Here is a 16,411-nt window from a genome sequence, read left to right as displayed (position 1 = left end):
CGCGAGAACGATCACGCTCCATCCGCGCGCGCCTACTTGCCGACCGGCACTCCCCCACCCCGCTGCTCCAGCTTGCTGTTCTTCCTCCCGTACAGGAAGTACACCGCGAACCCGATCGCCATCCAGATCCCGAACCGCAGCCACGTCTCGGCCGGGAGGTTCAGCATCAGCCACATGGATGCCGCGACCGAGAGGATCGGGATCACCGGGACCCACGGGGTGTGGAAGGCGCGCGGCAGGTCGGGGCGGGAGCGGCGCAGGAGGACCACGCCGATGGCTACGACCACGAACGCGAACAGGGTGCCGATGTTGACCAGTTCGGCGAGTTCACTGAGGGGCGTGAAGCCGGCGACGATCGCGATGATCACGCCGAGGAGGATCGTGGGGCGGTGGGGGGTGCGGTAGCGGGGGTGGACGTGGGAGAAGAACGTCGGCAGGAGGCCGTCGCGGCTCATCGCGAAGAAGACGCGGGTCTGGCCGAGGAGCAGGATCATGCAGACCGTGGTGAGGCCGACCGCCGCGCCGAAGCTGATGAACCCCGCGAACCAGGGGTGTCCGGTGGCCTTGAAGGCGTCCGCGAGCGGGGCGGTGACCGAGAGGTCCGTGTAGTGCTGCATGCCGGTGACGACGACGGAGACGGCCACGTACAGCGTCGTACAGATCAGCAGTGAGCCGAGGATGCCCCGGGGCATGTCCCGCTGGGGGTTCTTGGTCTCCTCGGCGGCTGTCGCGACCACGTCGAAGCCGATGAAGGCGAAGAAGACGACCGAGGCGGCCGTGAAGATGCCCATCACGCCGAAGTTGGAAGGGGCCCAGCCGAACATGAGCTGGATCAGGGGGGACTGGAGGTCGCCGCCCGCGTCGACCGGCTGGGACTTCGGGATGAAGGGGTGGTAGTTGTCGCCCTTGATGAAGAAGGCGCCCGCGATGATGACGACGAGGACGACGGTCACCTTGATGGCGACGACGACCGACGTCACGCGCGCGGAGAGCTTCGTACCGAGGACGAGGATGCCCGTGAGGACGAGGACGAGGGCCGCCGCGAGGATGTCGAAGCCGAAGCCGTCCGCGCCGTCCCGGCCGCTCAGCGCGGCGGGCAGGTGCCAGCCCGCGTTGTCGAGCAGCGAGGCGATGTACCCGGACCAGCCGACGGCCACCACCGCCGTGCCGAGCGCGAACTCCAGGACCAGGTCCCAGCCGATGATCCAGGCGGGCAGCTCGCCCAGCGAGGCGTAGCTGAACGTGTACGCGGAACCCGCCACCGGGACCGTGGACGCGAACTCGGCGTAGCACAGCGCGGCGAGCGCGCAGACGACTCCGGCGACGACGAAGGCGAGGGCGGTGGCCGGGCCCGCGTTGTTCTTGGCGACCGTGCCGGTCAGGACGAAGATGCCGGTGCCGATGATGACACCGACGCCGAAGACCGTCAGATCGAGGGCCGACAGGGACTTCTTGAGGGCGTGCTCGGGCTCCTCGGTGTCCTCGATCGACTGCTCGACCTGTTTCGTCCGGAAGATGCTGCTGGTCACGGGTCTGACCTCCCACGCCTGATCATCGAGAGGGGCGTAGGTCGTATGCCCGGCTTTCACTCCGTTAACGCGAATGGGCCGAATCCATCACCCTAAGTAGTGAAGAATCCGGCCCATCCAGGCGTGTCAGTCGCGCGCGGGCTCCACGGAACCCACCTCGGCGGCGGTGCCGTACCTGCCGTCGAGCTTCGAGACGAGGCCGGTGACCTGGCGCGCGATGTCCGGCGCGGTCAGGCCGATCTCCGCCATGACCTCCGCGCGGGAGGCGTGGTCGAGGAAGCGCGGCGGGATGCCGAAGTCACGCAGAGGTACGTCGACGCCCGCGTCCCGCAGCGCCTGCGCGACCGCCGAACCGACGCCGCCGACGCGCGAGTTGTCCTCGACGGTGACGACGACCCGGTGCCGCTCGGCGAGCGGTGCCATCGCCTCGTCGACCGGCTTGACCCAGCGCGGGTCGACGACCGTCGTCGTGATCCCCTGCTTGTCGAGCAGCGAGGCGATCTCCAGGCACATCGGCGCGAGCGCGCCCACGGACACCAGCAGGACGTCCGGCCGGTCCGTCCCGGGCTCGCGCAGCACGTCCATGCCACCGACACGCCCGACGGCGGGTACGGCGGGGCCGACGGCGCCCTTGGAGAAGCGCACGACGGTCGGCGCGTCGTCGACGGCGACGGCCTCGCGCAGCTGCGCGCGGACCTGGTCGGCGTCGCGCGGGGCGGCGAGGCGCAGGCCGGGGACGACCTGGAGGATCGACATGTCCCACATGCCGTTGTGGGAGGCGCCGTCGGTGCCGGTGACCCCCGCGCGGTCCAGGACGAACGTCACGCCGCACTTGTGCAGGGCGACGTCCATGAGGACCTGGTCGAAGGCGCGGTTCAGGAACGTCGCGTACACGGCGAAGACGGGGTGCACGCCCGCGTACGCGAGGCCCGCGGCGGAGACGGCGCCGTGCTGCTCGGCGATGCCGACGTCGTAGATGCGGTCGGGGAACTCCTCCGCGAACCGCTTCAGGCCGACCGGCTGGAGCATCGCGGCGGTGATCGCGACGATGTCCTCGCGCTCCTTGCCGAGCGCCACCATCTCGTCGCCGAACACGGACGTCCAGTCGGCGCCGGACGCCTTGACCGGCAGGCCGGTGTCGGGGTGGATGGGGCCGATGCCGTGGAAGCGGTCCGCCTCGTCCTGGAGGGCGGGCCGGTAGCCGCGGCCCTTCTCGGTGATGCAGTGGACGATGACCGGTCCGCCGAAGCCCTTGGCGCGCGACAGGGCCGACTCCAGGGCCTCGATGTCGTGGCCGTCGATCGGGCCGAGGTACTTCAGGCCGAGGTCCTCGAACATGCCCTGGGGGGCGATGAAGTCCTTGAGGCCCTTCTTCGCGCCGTGCAGGGTGTCGAAGAGGGGCTTGCCGACGACCGGGGTGCGCTCCAGGAGGTCCTTGCCGCGCGCCAGGAAGCGCTCGTAGCCGTCCGTGGTGCGCAGGGTCGCGAGGTGGTTGGCGAGGCCGCCGATGGTGGGCGCGTAGGAGCGCTCGTTGTCGTTGACGACGATGACCAGCGGGCGGTCCTTCGCGTCGGCGATGTTGTTGAGCGCCTCCCAGGCCATGCCGCCGGTCAGGGCGCCGTCCCCGATGACGGCGACGACTCTGTCGTCCCGGCCGAGGATCTCGTTGCCCTTGGCGATGCCGTCGGCCCAGCCGAGGACCGTGGAGGCGTGACTGTTCTCGATGACGTCGTGCTCGGACTCGCCCTGCGCGGGGTAGCCGGAGAGGCCGCCCTTCTGTTTGAGCTTCGAGAAGTCCTGGCGGCCGGTGAGGAGCTTGTGCACGTAGGACTGGTGACCGGTGTCCCACAGCACCTTGTCCCTGGGGGACTCGAACACGCGGTGCAGGGCGATGGTCAGCTCGACCACGCCGAGGTTCGGGCCGAGGTGGCCGCCGGTCTTGGAGACGGCTTCGACGAGGAAGGTCCGGATCTCCCCGGCAAGCTGGTCCAGCTCCTCCGGGCTGAGCCGGTCCAGATCGCGCGGTCCCGTGATGCGGGTCAGCAGCGGCACCCGTGCCTCCTTGCAGTAGAGCTGTTCGAGCTGTTACCGGGCTTGACGAGTCTAATGTTCCGTCCCGGTGGCCGGACTTCGGGCCGTGCGTCGTACGTCACTCGTTCGGCCGTACCCATCATCCGGTGAACCTATGACATGGCTGTGCCCGGCACTCATTTTCGAGTGCCGGGCACCTTGTCCTCAAAAAATGCTCAGCCTCGGCCGGCGGCCTTCTGGCTCCTGCGGGACACCGAGTCGATGACCACGGCGCCCAGCAGCACGCCACCGGTGATCATGTACTGGATCGACGTGTCCATGTTGAGCAGGTACAGCCCCGTCTGGATCGACTGGATGACCAGCATGCCCAGCAGCGCGGACCACACCGTGCCCCGGCCGCCGAAGAGCGACGTACCACCGATGACCGCGGCGGCGATCGCCAGCATCAGCGTGTTGCCGCCACCCGCGTTCAGCGTCGCGGACGCCGTCTGGCCCGCGAAGAACATGCCGCCGACCGCCGCGAACCCGCCGGAGATGGCGAAGACGCTGATGCGGATCATGGGCACGCTGATACCGGCGCGGCGAGCCGCCTCGATGCCGCCGCCGACCGCGAAGACCTTGCGGCCGTACGTCGTACGACGCAGCACGAAGTCCACGACCACCAGGGACGCGAGGAAGATCACCAGCGCGTTGGAGACGCCGTTCGCGCTGTTCAGGACGGCCGCCGCGACGAACGCGGCGATGGCCAGCAGGCCGACGCGGATCAGGATCTCGATGGTCGGACGGAACGGGACGCCCGCCTCCTTGCGGCGGCGCTGCTCACCGAAGTTGCCGATCAGGGAGAGCACGACGGCGAGCCCGGCCAGCAGGTAGGCGCCGATGATCTGCTGGTCCATGAAGAAGGAGCTCTTGCCCAGGATGTGCACGGGGCCGGAGTCCGACGGGAGGTTGATCGTGCCGCTGGAGCCCAGCAGCCACAGCATCAGGCCGTTCCAGCCGAGGAAGCCGGCCAGGGTGACGACGAACGCGGGGACGCCGATCTTCGCGAAGAACCAGCCGTGCAGCGCGCCGATCGCGGCGCCGGTGAGGATCGTCAGGAACAGCGAGAACCACGGGTTCATGGAGTGGTTCACCACGAACACCGCGAACACCGTCGAGGCGAGTCCGCTGACCGAGCCGACGGACAGGTCGATCTCGCCGAGCAGCAGCACGAACACCAGGCCAATGGCGAGCATGCCGGTGGCCGAGAGGAAGTAGCTGATGTCGGAGAGGTTGTCGGCGCTCAGGAAGCGGTCGTTCTTCACCTGGAAGATCGTCCAGATGACGATCAGGCCGAGGACGACCGGGATCGACCCCAGCTCACCGCCCTTGACCTTGCGCTGGAACTCCGTCCAGTAGCCCTTGAAGCCTTCCTCGCGGACGAGGAGGCGGGGGTCGACGACGGTGACCGGCGCCGCGGTCGGGTCGTCGGCGGGGGCGACGGTGTCCTGGGCCGTGGCGGCCTTGGTCACCTCGGCCTTCGCGGTCTTCTCGGCCTCGGCCTGCTCGGCTTCGGCGGCCTTCGCGGTCTTCTCGACCTGCGTGTCCTTCGGCGTGTCGCTCACTTCGCCGCCTCCGTGGTGCGACGCCCGGCACGGCGGGTCACGGCGTTGTCCGTGGCACCCGTGATCGCGGCGATGATCTCTTCGTGGCTGGTGTCCTTCACCGGGAAGGAGCCGTTGTTCTTGCCCAGGCGCAGCACGTGGACGGTGTCGGCGACCGCCTTGACGTCCGCCATGTTGTGGCTGATGAGGATGACGCCGAGGCCGCGCTCGCGCAGCCGCTCGACGAGGTCGAGGACCTGCGCGGTCTGCTCGACGCCGAGAGCCGCGGTCGGCTCGTCCAGGATGACGACCTTGGGGTCGCCGATGAGGGCGCGGGCGATCGCGACGACCTGGCGCTGGCCGCCGGAGAGGCTCGCGATCGGGATGCGGACGCTCGGGATGCGGATGGAGAGCGTCGAGAGCAGCTCGCGCGCGTTCTTCTCCATCGAGACCTCGTCGATGGTGCCGCGGCGCAGCAGCTCGCGGCCGAGGTAGAGGTTGCCGACGACGTCGAGGTTGTCGCACAGCGCGAGGTCCTGGTAGACGGTCGCGACACCGAGGCCTTGGGCGTCCTGCGGCTTGTTGATGCTGACCGCGCTGCCCTCCCACTCGATGACGCCCTCGTCGATCGGGTGGACCCCGGCGATCGTCTTGACCAGCGTGGATTTTCCTGCGCCGTTGTCGCCGACCAGGGCGACCACTTCTCCGGCGTGGACCTCCAGATCGACGTCGGTGAGGGCCTGGACCGCACCGAATCGCTTGGAGACTCCGCGCAACGCCAGCACGGGCGTAGCGGACACGTGAACCATCTCCTTCGCCGCCTGACCGGCGGGATGCCGCGCCGGCACTGAACGGACGCGGAGGTGTGTGCGCGGGTGGGCGCACAAGGTTTACAAGATGAACATGCGCGTGGCCGCCGCACTTGGCAACGGCGGCGCGCACCCCTGATCCGTCCGGCGTCCGTCCCGGTAGCGGGACGTAGAGGTGGGACGGACGCCGGACGAGCCTTGGGGAGCAGGGGCCGGGTGAGGGGCCTCACAAGGGGTACGGGGCCGAGGGTGCCCTCTGCGGCACCCTCGCGCCCTTCCCCTCACCCCTGGCGCCTACTGGAGCCCGGCGGCCTTGCAGGGGGCCGCGAACTCGCCGGTGCAGATCTCGGCGGCGGTGTAGAGGCCGTCCTTGATGACGGTGTCCTTGATGTTGGCCTTGGTCACGGAGACCGGGGTCAGCAGCTGGGAGGGCACCTTGTCGCCGGACTTGCTGGTGAGCGTGGTGGTGGCGAGGGAGGAGATGTCCTTGCCGTTGAGCAGGTCGACCGCCATCGTCGCGGCGGCGTCGGCCTCGGGCCGGAACGCCTTGTAGACGGTGGAGGACTGCGTACCGGCGACGATGCGCTGGATGCCCGCGAGCTCGGCGTCCTGGCCGGTCAGCGGGATACCGCTGATGCCCGCGCCCTTGAGGGTGTTGGCGATACCGCCGGCCATGCCGTCGTTGGCGGCGTAGACGCCGGCGATGTTCTTCGCGCCGAGCTGCGTGATCGCGGCGGACACCTTCTCCGCGGCGACGGTGTCCTTCCACAGACCCGACTGCTCGTAGGCGATGTCGACCTTGCCGTCGAGGGCCTGGTGCGCGCCCTTCTTGAACTCGGCAGCGTTCGGGTCGGCGTCGTCACCGTTGATCATGACGATCTTGGACGCCTTGGTGGCCTTCGCGCCGAGCGCGGAGAGCAGCGCCTGGCCCTGAAGCTCGCCGACCTTGACGTTGTCGAAGGAGACGTAGCCGGAGACCGGCCCCTGGGCGAGGCGGTCGTACGCGACGACCTTGACGCCCTTGGCGACCGCGGCCTGGATGGAGGACTTGATCGCGGCGGAGTCCTGGGCGGAGACCACGATCACCTTGACGCCCTTGGTGATCATGGTGCTGACCTGCTGCGCCTGCGTGGCGGCGCTGGCCGCCGCGTTCGCGTACTCGACCTTGCAGTCGGCGCAGAGCGCCTTGACCTTCTCCTCGAAGTACGGCTTGTCGAACTTCTCGTACCGCGCGGTCACGGTGTCGGGAAGGAGCAGACCGATGGACTTGCCACCGCCGCCGGAGTTGGTGCCGGCGGAGGACGCGTCGCTGCCGCCGCTGTCCTTGTCGTCTCCGGCCTTGCCGCACGCGGCCAGCACGATCGCCATGGAGACGGCGGTGGCGCCGATGGCGGCTCTACGCATCGTTGCGTTCATTGGGGTTGCCTCCCTGACAGGGCCGCAACGCTGCGGCCGAGGTGGCTGGAAGTCAACTCGGCCGTACGTTCGGCGTCAAGAAGTAAATACTTAACGAGATGGCAACGGCGCTATGCGTTCTCTAAGTGAACGCGGGTGCGGCAGAGGCCAGCGTGCCGTCCAAAAGGGTCGAATCGCCCATCTCGCTCAGGGCCAGGGCGAGCGCCCCGAGCACCTCGGCGCGGCCCCCCAAGGCCCCCGGCAGCACGGTGAGTTGACGTGCCGCGCTGGGGATCGCGTACCGCCCGACGGACTCCCGGATCGGCCCCAGTACCAGCTCTCCGGCCTCCGCGAGATCCCCGCCGAGCACCACTCTGCTGGGGTTCAGGAGGTTGCAGAGGTTGGCGACACCACTGCCGATGTGCCGCCCCACATCAGCAATCACGCGGCGGCAGCCGGGATCTCCGTCCCTGGCGAGCCGTACGACGCCCTCGATCGTGAGATCCGGGCCGTGACTGGGCTGAAGGAGTGGCAGGACGTACCGCGCGGCGGTGAACGTCTCCAGGCAGCCGCGGTTCCCGCACCGGCAGACGGGGCCCGACTCGTCGAGCGTGATGTGCCCGATCTCGCCCGCCGTGCCGCCCGGACCCCGGTAGATCCGCCCGTTGATGACCAGGCCCGCGCCGACCCCGCTCGCGACCTTGATGTAAGCAAGATCACGGACGCCCCGGCCGCTCCCCCAGACCATCTCGCCGAGCGCACCGAGGTTGGCGTCGTTGTCGACGTGCACCGGGACGCCGAGTCTGCCGCGCAGTTCCTCGGCGGGGCGGGTGCCGATCCAGCCCGGGAGGATCGCGGAGGAGCCGAGCGTCCCGGACTCCAGGTCGATCGGGCCCGGTACGCCGAGGCCGACCCCGGCGATCTTGGAGCGGTCCACGCCGGTCGCCTCGATCAGGCGGCTGACCAGCTGTTCCGCGCGGTCGAAGCCCTGCGCGGCGGAGGCGTCGACATCGAGGGGCTCGGCCTCCTCGGCGAGGACCTGGTGGGCGAGGTTGCCGACGGCGACGCGCAGGTGCGTATGGCCGAAGTCGACGCCTATGACGATGCCGGCGTCCCCGCTGAGGCTGACGCTGCGCGCCCTGCGGCCACCGGCCGAGGTGGGCGTGACCTCGACGGTCCCGCCCTCCTTCAGCTCCCGGACGATGTTGGAGACGGTCGCGGCGGACAGTCCGGTCGTACGGGCGATCTCCGCCTGGGTGAGCGATCCGGCCATCCGCACGGCCCGTACGACCCGCTCCAGGTTGGCTCTGTGCAGTGACGACTGCGACCCCGGAGTCTCCACGACGACCTCCCGCGCGCGGGGCCGCCTCGACGAGGCCCCGACTATGTCCAACTAGTGAACTCTAAGCTGAGCCGTTCCGGTCGCCTCCCGTCAAGAGGTTGAACAATTTCCGGGGAGATGGGCGGTACAGGACAGGACCACCCGTTGTGCAAGCGTTTTCTGCCGCTTTCATCAGGTGTACGCCGGTGAGGGCGCGGGACGCGGTGACGCCCCGCGTGGCTCATTTCAGGGCCCCCGCCGTGAGGCCGGCGACCACCTGGCGCTGGAAGACGATGTACGCCGCGAGGACCGGCAGCATCGCCATGACCAGGCCCGCGAACAGGCCCGACCAGTCGCCCTTGTAGCCCTGGCTGACGGCGAGCTGGACCAGGCCCTGGGTGAGGACGCGTTTGTCGGGGTCGGTGTTGAGGACCGTGGGCAGCAGGTACTGGTTCCACTGGCCGAGGAAGTTGAAGATGCCGACGCTGACCAGGGCGGGGCGGGCCATCGGCAGCATGATCTGGAAGAACGTCCGGCTGTGCGAGGCGCCGTCGACGAACGCGGCCTCCGCGACCGAGGTGGGCAGGGTGCGGAAGAACGCCGTCAGGAAGAACACGGTGAACGGCAGCGAGTAGGCGATGTAGACGAGGATCAGGCCGTGGATGGTGTTGAGGAGGCCCAGGTTGTTCACGACGTAGAACAACGGGACCAGGGCGAGGATCACCGGGAAGCTCATGCCGCCGATGAACAGGTAATAAATGAAACGGTTTCCCGGGAACTCGAAGCGGGCCAGCACATAGGCCGCCATGGAGCCGAGGACCAGCGTCCCGACGAGCGAACCCCCCACCACCACCAGGGTGTTGAGGAAGTAGTCGCTCATGTGGGCCTCGGTCCAGGCCCGCCCCCAGTTGTCGAGGTGCAGCCCGTCGGGCAGCGCCCAGGGCGAGTTGAAGATCGCCGAGTCGGTCTTGAAGGACGTCATCACCGCCCAGACCAGCGGCAGGACGACGAGGATCGCCCAGATGATGAGCACGCCGTGGGAGAAGACGTTGAGCACGCCCCGGTCGTGCTTCTCCTTCGTTTCAGAAACGGCCGGTCCGGTTTTTCTCACCTCGGGTGGAGCCTCGGTCGTCTTCATGAGTACTCCAGCCGCTCCCGCCGCCCCAGCCGCATCACGACCGCCGCGAACGCGAGCGTGACGACGAGCAGGGCGACCCCGATGGTGGTGGCGTAGGCGGCCTGGCCGTCCCGGAACGCCGTCTGGTAGACGTACAGCGTCATGACCGTCGTCGAGTAGTCGGGTCCGCCGGGGCCGACCGTCATGATCTGGACGACCGCGAAGGACTCGGCGCCGAGCGCGAGGATGCCCATGTAGACCCAGCCGGACTGCACGGTGTCCCACAGCAGCGGCAGGGTGATGCGGAAGAACGTCGCGGCCCGGCCGGCCCCGTCGAGCAGCGCCGCCTCGTACAGGTCGGCCGGGATCGACGCCATGCCCGCGGAGAACAGCACGACGAAGAACCCGACCGTCGACCAGACCAGCACCGCCATCACGCACCACAGCGCGAGGTCCGGATCGCCCAGCCACAGCGGCTGCACGTCGCCGAGGCCCACCCCCCGCAGGATCGAGTTGATCGCGCCGCTGTCCGGGTTGTACGCGAAAGCGAACAGCAGCGCGACGATGGCGATCGACAGGACCTGCGGAAAGAAATAGACGATCTTGTAGAACGACGATCCCCGCACCCCGCTGATCGCGGGTCCGCCCTTTCTCCGCCGTCCGCCCACATTGATCATGTAGGACAGGAAGAGGGCGAGTCCGATGGTCACCAGCGGCAGCACGAGTGCGAAGAGCAAGCTGTGCTGCAACGATTTCCAGAAGACGTCGTCGTGGAACATCCGCCGGTAATTGGCGAATCCGACCATCTTGAATTCGGGGCTCAGACCGGTCCAGTCGGTGAACGAGTAGTAGATCGACTGGACGAACGGCCACAGGACGAACAGGGCGTACAGCCCCAGTGGCAGGGCGAGGAACCCCGCGATGAACCGGTACTGGCCGTGCCGCATCGCTCCACCGCTGCCTTTACTGGTGCTTGTAGTGCTTGATGGACGTGTCCTTGGCGGCGGCGTCGGCGTATCCCTGGATCTTCTTGATCGCCTCGGCCGGGGTGAGCCGTCCGGCCATCATCTCGCCGAGCCCGGAGACCCCGATCTGCTCCTTCTGGAGCTTCACGTACCAGTCCTGGAGTCTCGGGTTCAGGACGTTGGCCCCGGCCTTCTCCAGCGCGGCGACCCCCGACTTGAGCCCCGGCGTGAGGGTGATGCCGTCGGTGCCGCCGTTGTACGCACTCAGCGACTTGACCTTGGAGGTGAAGTTCCGCGACGACGCCTCGCTGAGCATGATCCGCAGCTGCTCCATGCCGCCGAGCCCGTTGGCCGCCTTCGCGGGGACGATGAACGGCTCGCCGCCCGAGGCCCAGATCGTGCCGAACGGCATCTTGTCCGAGGCGTCGATGCCGGTCGGCGCCGAGACGGCGAGGTTGAAGTCGGCGGGGATGACGTTCGCCGACTCGTTCTCGACCCAGGAGCCGTTGGGGATGAACAGCGCCCTGCCCTGCGCCCACGCGGTCTGCGACTGGATGTGGTCCAGACCGGGGGTGCCCTTCAGGACGTACCCCTTCTTGTACAGCTCGTAGTACGCCTCGAAACAGGTCTTGACCGCCGGGTTCTTCCAGGCGTTCGGCTCCAGGTTGTCGATCGCGTCCAGGACCTCACGGCCGCCGACCTTGCCGATCATCGGGTACAGCGAGAACGGCAGGTAGTACGGGTACTTGCCCGCGTACGTCCAGCCCGCGATGCCCTTCTTCTTGGCCTTCTCGCAGACCGCGAGCATCTGGTCCCAGGTCTCCGGATACGCCGAGTCCAGCGAGTCCAGCGCCTTCTGCGAGTACCAGACGCCGTACACCGTGTAGGCGTAGTACAGGATCCACACCGGGGCGCCGTCGAGCCGGCCCATCTCGACGATGCCGGGGCGCAGGGTGTCGCGGACCTTCTTGCTCGGGTCGTCGTACGACGGGGCGTCGAGCAACGGGGTGAGGTCGGTGAGCTGTTTCTTGCTGGACAGGATGCCCATGTCCATCTGCTCGGCGCCCGAGTTGTCGATCAGGTCGGGCGGGGTGCCCTGGTTGAAACGGGGCTGGAGGACGGACTGGATCTTCTGGGTGGCCGAGAACTTCACCTCGGCCTTGGGGAACGCCTTCTCGTACGACGCGACCGCGTCCTTGGCGTACTGGGTGCCGAAGCCGCCGTCGAACAGGACGAACTCCAGGTTCGCCGACTCGTCGACGCCGAGCGGGTTCTTCGCCGTCTTCGTCCCGGTCTTCGCCTTCTCCTCGCTGTCGCCGCCACTGCTGGCGCACGAGGTGAGGAACGACAGCGCGGGCGCGGAGACCAGTCCGAGCGCCGCGGTCGTCCTGATCATCGACCGGCGGCCCACGCCTGCCGGTTCCCGGCTTTCTGCGGAGGTGGATCCCATGCTCAAGTCCTCGCCTTCTCCAGGACTCAGGGCGGCACCGGATCAGTTCCGGGGCCGCGTCGGGTCAAGCAGGGTCGTGCAGGAAACGCCGACAGGTATAGTCCATTTCCCGGCAGGGGAGCAAGATCGAATGCAAGGTTGGCCAAGCCTGTTTTCCAAGTTGAGACCTCGTGGAAATCCGGACGGCCGCCACGGCACCCCGCTGCCGAATTCGCGACACCACAAGCGCTTTCCCCAGTGAACGTCCTTGACATCACAGGTCACTTGACCACCTACTGATTCCCGCACCGGCACGGGGAAAACGTTGTCGGGTCCGGGTCGTCCGAGGGGTTCGGGAGGTGCATCGGGTATGCGGGAGCGGTGGGGGCGGGGGTGGCGGGGGAAGCGGTTTCACTCGATCGTGGTGGCGTGTGCGACGGTTGTGGTGTTGTCGTCGCCGGGGGTGGTGGGGGTTTCGGCGGGGGCTGTGGCGGGGGTTTCGGCAGGTACGGAAAAAGTTTCCTACGACGGTTACGAGGGTTTCGCGACCTCCTTCGAGGACGGCGAGCCCGCGCCCGACTGGACCGACACCGTCGACGAGGTGCGCGGGGCGTCCGGCGTGGACGGCGGGTACGACGCCGGCGGGCTTCCCGGCGATGTCACCGACCAGGTCACCGGGGTGCGCGCGAGTGGTGAGAACACCGGCGGCGGGGAGGTCAAGGAGAACCTCGTGGACGGCGAACCCGGCACGAAGTGGCTGGTGTTCGAGCCGACGGGGTGGGCGGAGTTCGACCTGGCGCGGCCCGTCTCCCTCGTCTCGTACGCGCTGACCTCGGCGAACGACGCGCCCGAACGGGACCCTGCCGACTGGAAGTTGCTCGGCTCCACCGACGGTTCGTCATGGACGGAACTGGACGCCCAGGCGGGGGTGGTGTTCCAGAAACGGTTCGAGAGTCGTACGTACGCGCTTCCCGCAGCGGCTGCTTTCAGCCACTTCCGGCTGGAGGTCACAGCGAACCGGGGCGCGGGTCTGCTCCAGCTCGCCGATGTGCGGTTCGGGACGGGCGGGAGTGCGGGGCCGGTGCCGCCGCACATGCTGACCGGGGTCGACCGGGGGCCCTCGGGGTCTCCCACGGCGAAGGCTCGGGCCGGGTTCACGGGGGTGCGGGCGCTGCGGTACGCCGGGCGGCAGACCTCGGCCGGTGCGGGGTGGTCGTACAACAAGGTGCTCGACGTGGAGGTGCCGGTCGGGCGGGGGACCCGGCTGGGGTACCGGATCTTTCCCGCGATGGGTGACGGGGATCTGGACTACGCGGCCACGAACGTCGCGGTGGATCTGGCGTTCACGGACGGGACGTTGCTGAGTTCGCTCGGGGCGGTGGATCAGTACGGGTTCGAGGCTTCGCCGCGAGGTCAGGGGGCGGCGAAGGTGCTGTACGTGAACCAGTGGAACGACGTGGAGGTGGCGCTCGGGGCGGTGGCGGCGGGGAAGACGGTCGACCGGGTACTGGTCGGGTACGACTCAGGTAGGGGGGCGGCCCGGTTCCGGGGGTGGGTGGACGATGTGCGGATCGGGGTGGTGGCTTCGGCTCCTCGGGTCCATCTTTCGGACTACGCGGTTAGCACTCGGGGGACCAACTCCAGTGGTGCCTTCTCCCGGGGTAATACCTTTCCGGCCACGGCCGTACCGCATGGGTTCAACTTCTGGACTCCGGTGACCGACGCGTCCTCGCTGGGCTGGCTGTACCAGTACGCGCGGGGCAACAACTCCCGGAATCTGCCGGAGATCCAGGCGTTCGGGGTGAGTCATGAGCCGAGTCCGTGGATGGGGGACCGGCAGACGTTCCAGGTGATGCCGGTGGCGGGGAGCGGGGTGCCGCCGACGGGGCGGGGGGAGCGGGCGGCGGCGTTCCGGCACGAGGACGAGGTGGCTCGGCCGTACGGGTACCGGGTGGGGTTCGAGGGCGGGATGGGGGCGGAGGTGGCGCCGACGGATCATGCGGCGGTCATGCGGTTCACGTTTCCGGGGGCTTCCGGTGGGGGCGCGAGTTCTGGCGGGAGCGCGAGTTCCGGTGGGAGTGTCGTTTTCGACAATGTGAAGGAGGACGCGGGGCTCTCGCTGGACGTCGGGAAGGGCGTCGTCACCGGGTACAGCGACGTCAAGTCCGGTCTGTCGACGGGGGCTTCGCGGCTCTTCGTGTACGGGGAGTTCGCCGAGCCCATGAAGGACGGGGCTGTCGACGGCGTGAAGGGGTACGCCCGCTTCGACACCTCGACCGTCACCTTGCGGATCGCGACCTCGCTGATCAGCCTCGACCAGGCGCGGGACAACCTGCGTCAGGAGATCCCGTCGGGCCGGTCCTTCGAGCAGGTGCGAGACAGTGCACGGGCACAGTGGGACGAACTACTGGGGCGGGTCCGGGTCGAAGGGGCGACGCCGGACCAGTTGACGACGCTGTACTCCAGCCTCTACCGGCTGTACCTGTACCCCAACTCCGGCTTCGAGAAGGTGGGTTCGACCTACCAGTACGCCTCGCCGTTCTCGCCGCCGACCGGCCCCGACACCCCGACCCACACGGGCGCGAAGGTCGTGGACGGCAAGGTGTACGTCAACAACGGTTTCTGGGACACGTATCGGACGGCGTGGCCCGCCTACTCGTTCCTGACGCCCCGTCAAGCGGGCGAGCTGGTCGACGGGTTCGTGCAGCAGTACCGGGACGGCGGCTGGATCTCCCGCTGGTCCTCCCCCGGGTACGCCGACCTGATGACCGGCACGTCGTCGGACGTCGCTTTCGCGGACGCGTACGTGAAGGGTGTCGACTTCGACGCGCGGGCGGCGTACGAGGCGGCGCTGAAGAACGCGACGGTGGTGCCGCCGAGTCCGGGTGTGGGCCGCAAGGGCATGGCGACCTCGCCGTTCCTCGGCTACACGGCGACGGACACGCACGAGGGGCTGTCCTGGGCGCTGGAGGGGTACGTCAACGACTACGGCCTCGCGCGGATGGGCCAGGAGCTGTACCGGCGGACCGGGGAGCAGCGGTACCGCGAGGAGTCCGCGTACTTCCTCGACCGGGCGCGCGGATACGTCCGCCTCTTCGACTCCCGGGCCGGTTTCTTCCAGGGCCGGGACGCGAAGGGCGACTGGCGGGTGCCGTCCGCCGAGTACGACCCGCGTGTCTGGGGGTACGACTACACGGAGACCAACGGCTGGGGGTACGCGTTCACCGCGCCGCAGGACAGCCGGGGGCTCGCCAACCTGTACGGCGGGCGTGGGGAGTTGGGCAGGAAGCTCGACGCCTACCTGTCGACTCCCGAGACCGCGTCCGTCGACTTCGCCGGGTCGTACGAGGGGGTCATCCACGAGATGACCGAGGCGCGGGACGTCCGGATGGGGATGTACGGGCACTCCAACCAGGTCGCGCACCACGCGCTGTACATGTATCTGGCGGCCGGGCAGCCGTGGAAGACGCAGGCTGCCGTGCGGGAGGTGCTCGCGCGGCTCTACACCGGCAGCTCGATCGGGCAGGGGTATCACGGGGACGAGGACAACGGGGAGCAGTCGGCGTGGTACCTGTTCTCGGCGCTCGGGTTCTATCCGCTGGTGATGGGGAGCGGTGAATACGCCATCGGGTCACCGCTGTTCACGAAGGTGACCGTGCGGATGGACAGCGGGAGGACGCTGGTGGTGAAGGCGCCGGGGAACAGTGCGCGGAACGTGTATGTGCAGGGGGTGCGGTTCAACGGGCGTGCGCTGACGTCGACTTCGCTGCCGCACTCGGCCATCTCCCGGGGCGGGGTGCTGGAGTTCGCCATGGGGCCGCGTCCTTCTTCGTGGGGTGCGGGGTCGGGGCCGGTGTCGATCACTCAGGGGGATGCGGCGCCTCGGCCTCGTGAGGATGTGCTGCGGCGGGGTGGGGCGTTGTTCGACGACACGTCCGCTTCCTCAGCGGCCGTCACGTCGGTCGACCTTCCGGTGTCCGGCAGGGTCAACGGGGTTCAGTACACGCTGACTTCGGGGCCTGATCCGGCGCGGGCGCCTCGCGCGTGGACGCTCCAGGGTTCGAACGACGGGGTCGCGTGGGCGACGCTGGACCGGCGGGACGGGGAGTCGTTCTCGTGGGGCAGGCAGACACGGGCGTTCGGTGTGGGGTCTGCGGGTACGTACGGGAAGTACCGTCTGCTGCTCGACGGCGAGGCGGTGCTGTCGGAAGTCGAACTGCTCGCCTGAGCCG

The 16,411-nt window shown here is 68.6% G+C and carries 10 protein-coding genes; 1 reads left to right on the top strand and 9 read right to left on the bottom strand.

The genetic code is table 11. The features are described 5' to 3' along the window. Positions 1–32 precede the first annotated feature (32 nt). The 9 genes from J8M50_RS36385 to ngcE form a co-directional block, all read right to left on the bottom strand. Positions 33–1,529, bottom strand: a complete 1,497-nt coding sequence (locus J8M50_RS36385) for an amino acid permease (RefSeq protein ID WP_010353152.1) — start codon at positions 1,527–1,529, stop codon at positions 33–35. A gap of 126 nt (positions 1,530–1,655) precedes the next feature. After that, a complete protein-coding gene (gene dxs, locus J8M50_RS36380) occupies positions 1,656–3,581 on the bottom strand; it encodes a 1-deoxy-D-xylulose-5-phosphate synthase (protein ID WP_010353150.1) in 1,926 nt (641 codons plus the stop codon). 194 nt (positions 3,582–3,775) lie between these two features. Further along, positions 3,776–5,071: a sugar ABC transporter permease gene (locus tag J8M50_RS36375; protein ID WP_029183776.1), complete on the bottom strand. Its 1,296-nt coding sequence runs from the start codon at positions 5,069–5,071 to the stop codon at positions 3,776–3,778. An 89-nt stretch (positions 5,072–5,160) separates the two neighbouring features. After that, entirely contained in the window at positions 5,161–5,952 is a 792-nt protein-coding gene (locus J8M50_RS36370; protein ID WP_075661054.1) for an ATP-binding cassette domain-containing protein, read from the bottom strand. A 294-nt stretch (positions 5,953–6,246) separates the two neighbouring features. After that, a complete protein-coding gene (locus J8M50_RS36365) occupies positions 6,247–7,368 on the bottom strand; it encodes a sugar ABC transporter substrate-binding protein (RefSeq protein ID WP_010353147.1) in 1,122 nt (373 codons plus the stop codon). Positions 7,369–7,489: 121 nt separating this feature from the next. Continuing rightward, a complete protein-coding gene (locus tag J8M50_RS36360; protein WP_010353146.1) occupies positions 7,490–8,689 on the bottom strand; it encodes an ROK family transcriptional regulator in 1,200 nt (399 codons plus the stop codon). A 220-nt stretch (positions 8,690–8,909) separates the two neighbouring features. Continuing rightward, positions 8,910–9,806 (bottom strand): carbohydrate ABC transporter permease, encoded by an 897-nt coding sequence (locus tag J8M50_RS36355; RefSeq protein WP_029183773.1) that lies wholly within the window; start codon positions 9,804–9,806, stop codon positions 8,910–8,912. Then, positions 9,803–10,732 carry a carbohydrate ABC transporter permease gene (locus J8M50_RS36350; RefSeq protein ID WP_010353144.1) on the bottom strand — a complete coding sequence of 310 codons (930 nt, stop codon included), beginning with the start codon at positions 10,730–10,732 and terminating at the stop codon, positions 9,803–9,805. Before J8M50_RS36350 ends, J8M50_RS36355 begins: the two co-directional genes overlap by 4 nt. Positions 10,733–10,748: 16 nt before the next feature. Further along, complete coding sequence (ngcE, locus tag J8M50_RS36345) at positions 10,749–12,200, bottom strand: N-acetylglucosamine/diacetylchitobiose ABC transporter substrate-binding protein (RefSeq protein ID WP_029183772.1); 1,452 nt, start codon at positions 12,198–12,200, stop codon at positions 10,749–10,751. Between the two features lie 349 nt (positions 12,201–12,549). Here ngcE and J8M50_RS36340 point away from each other — a divergent pair, with 349 nt between their 5' ends. After that, the gene (locus tag J8M50_RS36340; RefSeq protein WP_078480724.1) at positions 12,550–16,407 is read left to right on the top strand and encodes a GH92 family glycosyl hydrolase; all 3,858 of its coding nucleotides are present in this window, start codon (positions 12,550–12,552) and stop codon (positions 16,405–16,407) included. The last annotated feature ends 4 nt before the right edge of the window (positions 16,408–16,411 follow it).

The organism is Streptomyces acidiscabies (assembly GCF_020010905.1).
GTDB lineage: Bacteria > Actinomycetota > Actinomycetes > Streptomycetales > Streptomycetaceae > Streptomyces > Streptomyces acidiscabies.
This window is presented reverse-complemented; position numbering and strand designations above follow the sequence as displayed.